This is a genomic window from Arthrobacter sp. H41, assembly GCF_000520535.1.
GTDB lineage: Bacteria > Actinomycetota > Actinomycetes > Actinomycetales > Micrococcaceae > Arthrobacter_D.
On sequence record NZ_AZRZ01000496.1, the window covers coordinates 1 to 1,209 of the forward strand.

Below are 1,209 nucleotides of genomic sequence, written 5' to 3' on the forward strand. Positions count from 1 at the left end.
TAACACCCACCATCCTTCAACCCACAGATCTCACCCGTCATCGGATACCCCAGGACCCCGTTCTCGAAGCCCATGCTCCGCCACCGGGCACCGATACCGCCATACGTCGGATGAGCACCCGTAGCCGGCGACCAGAGAATGTCACCGCCCTGGAACTTCTGGTAACACCCACCACCCTTCAACCCACAGATCACGGGTCCACTTGCAGCTCCAAGGATCGGGGTGCGGGCCGCTACCGCCGAGATCAGCGGAGTCGCAACGGTGACCGGATTCGGTTGCACTACCGCTGCTGCGGTGGTGAAGGTCCAGTTCACCGGGGCCAGGGCCGCGCCTGCCGTATCGGTGATTCCGTCCAGCAGGTGCACCGTGTAGCTGGTGTTCGCTGCCAGATCGGCCGTCGGGTTCAGGGTTGCTGTCAGCGTTGCCGCGTCATAGGCCACCGCTCCCGCGATTACCGCTCCCGCGGGGTTGGTGAGGCGCAGAGTGGTTCCGCTGACGCCCGAGACTGCCTCGCTGAATACCGCGCCTGCATCAGGTGCAGTCCAGGTGACCGTCGCGGTCCCCTTGCCTGCTACCGGTGCTGCGGTGAAGGTCGGAGCTGCCGGAACCGGATCATTGGTGATGGTGAAGGTTGCCCTCATGTTGTCCGAGGCGTTGCCGGAGGGGTCGATTGCTGCGTAGACGAGGTTGGTGGTGGCTGCAATCGAGAAGGGCCCGGTGTAGAGCGTTGCTTCGGTGGCGATGGTGTCACCTGAGATGACGTCCAGGTCATCCGTCCGATAGTAGATTTCGGCGCCGGGCTCACTGGCAGTCAGGGTAACTTCCTGGGCGACAGCAGTGGATCCGCCGTTGGGGTTTGCGCTTACCGTGGGATCGGTGATGTCCGTTGCCGGTGCCACTGTGGCTGCGGGGAAGGTCTCGCCGATGCTGCTGACGGCCACCACGTAGACGTCGTAGGCCTGGGTCGGATCCAGACCGGTGATGGTGGTGCCGGTAGCGGCTTGCCCGCTGATCCGCTTGCCGATCTCTACCTGTTCGCCGTCAACAATTGTTCGGGAGACGGCGGTGGCGCGGTAGCCGGTGATAGCCGGGGTTCCGGGGATCGCCTCTGCGGGTGTCCAGGTGATCTTGAGGTCACCGCCGACGGGTGCGGCGGCCAGGTCGGTGGGTGCCGGGGGGCCCGACTGCAACGGCCCGTTGGGACACCCG

Annotated in this window: 1 protein-coding gene; it reads right to left on the reverse strand. The window is 64.9% G+C overall.

Translation table 11 applies throughout. From position 1 onward, the window contains the following. Positions 1-1,209 (reverse strand): Ig-like domain-containing protein (locus tag Y705_RS22905; protein ID WP_253908443.1); only part of this gene is annotated, 1,209 nt, incomplete at both ends.